Raw genomic sequence first — 8,140 nt, 5'->3', positions numbered from 1 at the left:
AGCTAATGTGTAATCACGCTGTGTGCGCTTAGGTCTTTGATTACTTGAAGTTGTCATAAAGAAGTCCTCTTTATGTCAACGTATTTTAGGACGGGACAAAAGCATTAAAAAAGCCGCTTTAAAAAGCGGCTTTTTGTTATATCAAAGAGCGTCTTACATTAATCAGCGGCATCAATATTATGCACATCAAGATTGCTAAGCTCTGCTTGTACCACTGGCGCTTTTCTTGACGCTTCACCGCGCGACATATCAATTCGCTCAAGGTACTCTTGGTCGATATCCGCAGTAATATAGTTCCCATCAAAAACAGACGTTTCAAAACGCTGAATGGTTTCGTTCTCTTCGCGAACGGCATCCACCAAGTCAGAAATGTCTTGGAAGATAAGGCCATCTGCTTGGATAAGCTCTGCAATTTGATCGATTTCACGACCATAAGCAATCAGTTCGTTTGCCGATGGCATATCAATACCATACACATTTGGGAAACGAATTTCTGGAGCAGCTGACGCAAAGTATACTTTCTTCGCACCTGACTCACGCGCCATCTCAATGATTTGACCTGATGTAGTACCGCGCACGATAGAGTCATCGACAAGTAGTACACTCTTACCTTTGAACTCAGATGAGATTGCGTTTAGCTTACGGCGTACTGATTTTTTACGCATGGTTTGGCCAGGCATAATGAAAGTACGGCCAATGTAGCGGTTTTTAACGAAGCCTTGGCGATATGGCAAATCCAGTGTGTTTGCGATTTGAAGCGCCACGTCCATCGACGTTTCAGGAATAGGAATAACCACGTCGATATCCAGATCTGCCCATTCGCGCTTAATTTTTTCACCTAGCTTACGGCCCATGTTTACACGCGATGCATAAACTGAAATGCCATCTATAAAGCTATCTGGGCGAGCAAAGTAAACAAACTCAAAGATACACGGAGAGGTTACTGGATTCTCGGCGCACTGTCTGGTGTGCAGTTGACCCTCTTCGGTAATAAATACCGCTTCACCTGGCATTACATCGCGCACAAACTGGAAGCCAACAGCATCAAGCGCCACGCTTTCAGATGCCACCATCCATTCCTCACCCAGCTCGCTCATACGCTTACCGAGTGCTAGAGGACGAATACCGTGCGGGTCGCGAAACGCTACAATACCTTGGCCGATGATCGCCGCAACGACTGCGTAGGCACCACGAATTTTCTTATGAACTTTCGTTACTACTTCAAAAATGTGTTCGGCACTTACGCTTAAACCTGCTACCTGCTGCAGTTCATGCGCAAGAATGTTAAGCAGTAATTCTGAATCTGAGGTGGTGTTGATGTGGCGGCGTGCAATGCGGAATACTTCTTCCTGCAGCTCATGGGCGTTGGTGAGGTTGCCGTTATGAGCAAAGGCAATACCAAACGGCGAGTTCACATAAAACGGTTGCGCCTCTGCAGAGCTTGATGTACCCGCGGTAGGATAGCGAACATGGCCAATACCCATGTTGCCAGACAGTCTCTTCATATGACGCGTATGGAAAACATCTCGAACCAAACCATTTGCCTTACGCAAATTAAACATATTTTGGTCGATAGTCATTATGCCTGCGGCATCCTGTCCACGGTGTTGAATAACCGTTAGACCGTCGTACAGTGACTGAGCTACGGGCGTTTTACCAACTATTCCGACTATACCACACATGTGCGTTACCTATTTCAAGCGGGATTTAAGAAACTGGAGGAGTCTTTCACATAGCTGAAAAACCACTCAATGATGACACCAAACTCTGGAATGAGTACCGATGCTTGCCACCAATCTGAGGAAGCTGCACCAGTAAAGGTATCCATAAAAAAGAGCAATGCGCTAACTATAAGCACGCCACGCAGTGCGCCAAAAACTATACCGAGGGCCCTATCTGTTCCAGACAGCCCTGTTGCCTGAACCAATTGGCTAATCACGTAATTGATCATGCCGCCAAGAATGAGCGTGGTGACAAACAATGCTGCAATTGCAGCACCGTTTTTTAAGTAAGGATCGTCAATGGCTGTGAAGTAAACGGCGAGGTCAGCGTAGAAATTGCTTGAAATAAAGAGTGCAGCAAACCATACCACTAACGAGATGGCTTCTTTAACAAACCCTCTGATCAGGCTTATTAAGGTAGATACCGCAATGATACCCAGTATGGAAAAGTCTACCCAGTTCATCGTCTCTTTATTGCGTTGATGTTGCTTTTTATCGTAAAGCAACGAGCCTTTGGCGAGATGGCGCGCATTCTAACAGAAGATAAAAATATTACTAGTCTGTAATACCAATCCCTGTTGCTCTGTCCGTGCTTAATTCGACTAGCGCCAGGAACAATGCGCACTATTCAACTTTGAACGTAGTGACCTTACCTTTAAGACTCGTGAGTTCCTTTAAGTGAGGTAGTGCCGATTCCAGTTTTTTCTTGTCTAAATCTGGGCCAACGAAAACTTTATTAAGCGGGCCAGAACTGGTTTGAATTTTGCGACTAAACGCACGATACCCAGCCTTTTCCAGTTTCGTCAGCAGTGCCTTCACGTTTTTCTCGTGTCGGAAGCTGCCAAGTTGAATAACCCAACCAGCGTCATCGTCTGCGACACTTTTTGTATTAACCACCGTTTGGCTTGCTAGATTGTCCTCTTCTTCAAAGGTTTTCACCGCTGGCGCTGTTGCGGTAGTGGCTTCACCTGCACGACCACTTTCCCCTGCGCCAGAAGAATCCAAATCATCATCTAATGCCGTTTCATCTTGAATTTCAACCGCTGGCACCGCAGCTTTCGCCACGCGCTCTGATGGAAACGACTCTGGCTCTACGATGGGCTTTTTAGGCGGATTAGCAGGTACAGAGACAAAAGGTTCTCTGTTTGTTTGCTTTTTGCCATCAAGAAAGTCTGGTAAAAAGATTACCGCTAGGGCGACAACAATAATTGTCCCCACCAGTCTATTCTTTAATGCCGATGTCACTGTGCTCTCCTGCTTGAATACACGGTTTTACTCTACAATGCGCGTGTTAGTTTTGCTCAGCAAGCACGTCTGCTACGGTAACAAAAGAACCAAAAACGAGAATAAGTTCACCAGTTTGATAATCTGCAAGCGCGCGCTGATATGCCGAGGTCACGTCCCGAAACGTGTCTATATTCTCTATGGTTGTGCCGGCATTAACAAGTGCATTTTCAAGTACTTCTGCCTTGCAGCCCCGAGGACCACTCGTTGACGCTACGTACCACTTGGCATTAAGTGTCGCCAGTGGCGCTAAGGTCTCTGCAATAGACTTATCTTTTAGCATGCCCACCACAACGCGCATTTGGCTTACATCGTAACGGTTTAGCCAATCTTGCATAGCTGTCGTCGCTTGTGGATTATGGGCAACGTCTACAACTACTAACGGGGAATCACTGATAGTCTGCTGGCGCCCCGGCATGGTGGTGTTCTCAATAATATCTCTTACCACGCTTTCTTCGGGCAGCAAATCTAGTAGCTCCAGCGCGGCCAACGCTGTACTCGCATTTTGAAGTGGAATTTTAGGATAAGGTAGCGACGTATAACTATTGCTCTTCCCTTTCCAGCTCCACTCACTGTAATCACTTGCTACCACTGTTTCGAAATCTTGTGTAGCCCAACGTACGTTAGCTTGTAGCTCGTTAGCCACATCGTAAAGCGATGATGGAGGAAACAGTTCACCAACCACTGCATTGCCCTTTTTGCGCATAATGCCCGCTTTTTCCCGAGCAATTTTTTCGCGGGTGTTACCAAGCCAATCTTGATGGTCAAGATCGATAGTCGTAATAACAGCTAGATTGGGATCAATAATGTTGGTGGCATCCAAACGTCCGCCTAGGCCTACTTCAAGAATGACCACATCAACAGCCCATGACTGCATCATTTTCATGGCAGCCAGTGTACCGAACTCAAAGTAAGTTAGAGTAATAGGTTCGCCACCGGTGTCTTTTCGCGCATTTTCAACAAACTCAAATGCATTTACAAATTCATCGGCAGGCGGTAATTCGCCGTTGTAACGCACGCGTTCACGATAGTCGGTTAAATGGGGGGAACTGTATACCGCAACACTTTTGCCTTGCGAAAGCATAGCCTGCTCAAGTAAGCGGCACGTTGTGCCTTTACCGTTTGTGCCTGCTACAGTAATAACCAAAGACTGGCTGAGTGAGAGTGCCATGGCATTGGCCACTTCTTTCACTCTGTCTAGCCCCATATCGATGGCGCTAGGATGAATAGATTCTAGGTAGGATAACCACTGGCTCAGGCTTTTTTGCGAAGATGAAGACGCTGAGGCGTTTTCTGCGTGTGGCGCTGAGCCAGTATTTAAATTGTTTTCGTTATTCACTAATTCTTATAATGCAACTTAACCAACAGGCTGTGTAATCTATCACGCATATCTCTGCGGTCAACAATCATATCAATTGCACCTTTCTCAACAAGGAATTCACTGCGCTGGAAACCTTCAGGCAGCTTTTCTCTTACTGTTTGTTCGATTACGCGAGGACCCGCAAAGCCGATTAGCGCTTTTGGCTCGGCTACGTTTACGTCACCAAGCATTGCCAAGCTTGCAGATACACCACCCATTGTAGGGTCGGTAAGTACACTAATATAAGGCAGGCCTTTCTTGCTCATTTTAGCAAGCGCTGCAGATGTTTTAGCCATTTGCATTAGCGACATCAATGCTTCTTGCATACGTGCACCACCACTTGCACTAAAGCAAATAAGCGGCATATCGTTTTCTAAACATGCATTAACAGCAGCAACGAAGCGAGCGCCTACAACCGATGCCATTGAGCCGCCCATAAACGCAAACTCAAAACACGCAACTACTACCGGCATACCTTTTAGCTTGCCCTGCATTACCACTAGTGCGTCTTTTTCGTTTGTTGCCTTTTGTGCAGCAACAATACGGTCTTTATAACGCTTAGAGTCTTTGAATTTAAGTACGTCTTGTGGCTCGTGCTCTGCACCTAACTCAACGCGATCGCCATCGTCTAAGAACGCATCGATACGGCGGCGCGCCGTAATACGCATGTGATGGTCACATTTAGGGCAAACTTCCTGAAGTTTTTCCAGTTCGCTCTTATATAGCACTGCTTGGCATGAACCACACTTCGTCCAGATACCTTCTGGTACGTTACCTTTGGTTGATGTTTGCGTGCGAGGAAGAATTTTTTGAATCCAGCTCATGGAAATTGAATCCTTTGTTTTTTGTTTGCCGACCATGACGATTGATGTATTTTCATACTTGTGGTCAACAACACATTAATTTTTTAAGTTTCATACTGTATTACAAAGAAAAAATACGTAACACAATAGAACAGCTACCTAATATAGCGCGCTATTAGACCACAATACAACGAAATGGAAAAAACAAAACTGGTCTTAGAAGTTGGCAAGGGATGATTTGAAGATACACGCTTCAATACAACCTGAGTTAACTACTAGCCGATGTGCAGCTAACTCAGATTGAAAAATTTAAAGGCGAAGGTAGATAGATTAGGCTTCTGGAAGGAATAGTGGTCCTAAAGGCGGCTTAGGTAAACCATGCTCGTCAGGGTAAGTGACGTCGACCAAGTACAACCCATTTGGCTTCGCCGTGGCTGCAGATTTACTTCTGTCTTTCAGGCTTAACAAGTGAGCTATCCAATTTACGTCTTGCTCCCCTGCCCCAATCTCAACAAGCGCGCCCGTGATATTGCGAACCATATGATGCAAGAAAGCATTGGCTCGAATATCAATTATAACGTATCGCCCTTGGCGATATACGCTTACATCAGTAACGTTGCGAAATGGCGTTTTACTTTGGCAAAGCGCTGCGCGGAACGAGGTAAAGTCTTGCTCGCCTAGCAAGGCTTGTGCGGCAACATGCATTTTTTTCTCATCTAATTCGCGGTGAATATGGGTAACACCGGAATGGAGAATAGCTGGGCGCATTTTCGCATTATGAATAACGTAACGATAGCGGCGATGGGTAGCAGAAAAACGTGCATGGAAATCATCGCTGACGTTCTTTGCCCAGGTAACAGCAACAGAGTTAGGCAGATTCGCATTTACGCCGAGTGTCCAAGCGCGCTCTGAGCGTGGTGCATCACAGTTAAAGTGAACCACTTGCCCAGTAGCATGTACACCAGCATCGGTACGTCCAGCGCATTGTACTTCAATGGGTTGGTTGGCTACTGTCGATAGTGCCTTTTCAAGATGTTCTTGAACACTTGGTACTTCACGCTGGCGTTGCCATCCGTATACAGCAGCACCGTCGTATTCAATCCCTAAGGCAATTCGCCCCATATCTGTATTACCCCGTTTCTGAAAAGGCGCTAAGTGTAGTCATGTCGCTTGCAACATGCAATGCCGCTAATACGCAAAACTCCTTTAGGTCATAGAAAATAAATGTACATCACCTAAAACAAAAACGGCCTGCGTATCTTGTAAATACACAGGCCGTTCATTATGTCTGGCGAACAATCTATTGTGTGCGTCCGCACAGATTATCTAGGCGATATTCGCTATAATCGCTGCAGCTTCCTGTTTTTGCTCTTCGCTACCCTCTTTCATTACTTCTTCAAGCAACTCTTTTGCAGCGTCCACATCGTCCATTTCAATATAAGCGCGAGCTAAGTCCAGGTTAGCGTTCTGCCCTGCGTCTTTATCTATATCAATCACCGTATCTTCATCAGATACACCTGTGAAGTCAGATAAACTTACATCAAGATCTAGCGCTTGGCTATCCGGGTCAATAGCGTCTGCATCATCGCCATCGTCCATTAAAGCCTCTACATCAAGGAAGTCTTCTGGTGGCTTTTGCGCGTCACTTTCACTGTCGACATCACTAAGTAAGGCGGCAAGATCTAAATCAGGGTTATCGAGTTTAAGATCATCCTCTTGAGCCTTTTCAGTCTCAACGGATTGAGCCTCTTGTTCGTCCTCTTCAATTTCAGTTGGCGTGGCAATATCCAATTCCACATCATCTGGAATTTCAAGGTCGTCTAATGCAAGTTCCGAATCATCTTCTTCAAGGGCGAAAGTATCTTCGTCGTCTTCTTGCTCAGACTCAAAAGCACCATCTTCGTCTAGCTCAAAGGTTTCATCTTCTTCGTCTAGTTCAAACGTATCATCGCTTTCGTCGAATCCAAGGTTGTCGTCACTCCCTTCTAACTCGAATGTGGCTTCATCATCTTCCTGCTCAAGTTCGAAAGTATCTTCACTCTCTGCTGAAGATGCTTCTGGATCCTGACCGTCGTCATCACTTTCAATTTCACTGGTGTCGACATCACTTGTATCAACAATAGCGTCTGACTCAAGACTTTGAAGAAGCTCATCGAACTCAGCACTGTCAAGATCGTCAAGAATCTCGTTGTCGTCTACATGATCGTCGTCATCGGAAGCAGACAGCCAGTCGTCAAGGCCAGGAACATCGTCAAGTTCGTTAAAGTCTTCTTCGCTGTTCTTATCTGAATCGCTTTGGTTTAAATCAGTTTCTTCAGGTGAACTCGATTCTTCAGCAGCACTAGATTCTGATGATATTTCGTCACCTTCATCTTCACCGTCTACTACACCGTCAATTTCTTGCTCTAATTCAAAGCTTTCTACTTCGTCATACGCAGCGTTTAACAGGCTGTCGTCGTATTCATCACTGTCTTCTGCTGAAGCATCTTCCGCTGGCGCTGATGGCTTTTCCTGCGCTAATGGCTCTTCCGTATCCATCTGACTGAACGAAGGAATATCATCCATCATCTGTCTTTCAAACGCTTCAATAGCGTCATCTAGTGGATCGTCTGACGTTTGCCCTGCCTTTTCTTCAGCGTCTTCATCGACAGCTTCGAGCTCTGGCTCTACGCCTGTTTCTGGCTGTAGTTCTGCTTCGGCTTCCGTTTCTAGCTCTACTTCATCTTCCGAGTCGGTTTCAGGCTCAGCTTCGAATTCTAGCTCTGATTCTGGCTCTGGCTCAGATTCAAGTTCCGCCTCTAATTCAGGCTCAATCTCAGTGTCTTGTTCTGCTTCTACTTCAGTGCCAAACTCTGGCTCTGAATCTAGTTCTAACTCTGGTTCACCTTCGGCTTCCGCCTCTAGCTCTACTTCATCTTCCAAGTCGGCTTCAGGTTCAGGTTCAGCTTCAGTTTCAGGTTCAACTTTTTCTT

7 protein-coding genes are annotated in these 8,140 nt (G+C 45.8%); all 7 read right to left on the bottom strand.

The features are described from left to right. Positions 1–158 precede the first annotated feature (158 nt). Positions 159–1,682 (bottom strand): amidophosphoribosyltransferase, encoded by a 1,524-nt coding sequence (gene purF / locus MHM99_RS20245; RefSeq protein WP_014949941.1) that lies wholly within the window; start codon positions 1,680–1,682, stop codon positions 159–161. Positions 1,683–1,696: 14 nt separating this feature from the next. Further along, complete coding sequence (locus MHM99_RS20240; protein ID WP_014949942.1) at positions 1,697–2,185, bottom strand: CvpA family protein; 489 nt, start codon at positions 2,183–2,185, stop codon at positions 1,697–1,699. 160 nt (positions 2,186–2,345) lie between these two features. Further along, complete coding sequence (locus MHM99_RS20235) at positions 2,346–2,966, bottom strand: SPOR domain-containing protein (RefSeq protein ID WP_049589174.1); 621 nt, start codon at positions 2,964–2,966, stop codon at positions 2,346–2,348. A 46-nt stretch (positions 2,967–3,012) separates the two neighbouring features. Continuing rightward, positions 3,013–4,344, bottom strand: coding sequence for a bifunctional tetrahydrofolate synthase/dihydrofolate synthase (gene folC, locus MHM99_RS20230; RefSeq protein WP_049589172.1), 1,332 nt, complete (start codon positions 4,342–4,344; stop codon positions 3,013–3,015). Further along, positions 4,344–5,189, bottom strand: coding sequence for an acetyl-CoA carboxylase, carboxyltransferase subunit beta (gene accD / locus MHM99_RS20225; protein WP_014949945.1), 846 nt, complete (start codon positions 5,187–5,189; stop codon positions 4,344–4,346). Before accD ends, folC begins: the two co-directional genes overlap by 1 nt. A gap of 309 nt (positions 5,190–5,498) precedes the next feature. Beyond that, entirely contained in the window at positions 5,499–6,290 is a 792-nt protein-coding gene (gene truA, locus MHM99_RS20220) for a tRNA pseudouridine(38-40) synthase TruA (RefSeq protein ID WP_014998803.1), read from the bottom strand. A 204-nt stretch (positions 6,291–6,494) separates the two neighbouring features. After that, positions 6,495–8,140: FimV/HubP family polar landmark protein (locus MHM99_RS20215; protein WP_275445619.1), on the bottom strand; the 1,646-nt coding region annotated here is incomplete at its 5' end.

Source organism: Alteromonas sp. MmMcT2-2 (assembly GCF_022348305.1).
GTDB lineage: Bacteria > Pseudomonadota > Gammaproteobacteria > Enterobacterales > Alteromonadaceae > Alteromonas > Alteromonas macleodii.
Note: the sequence above shows the minus strand (reverse complement) of the source record. Positions and strands in the feature narration are given on the sequence as shown.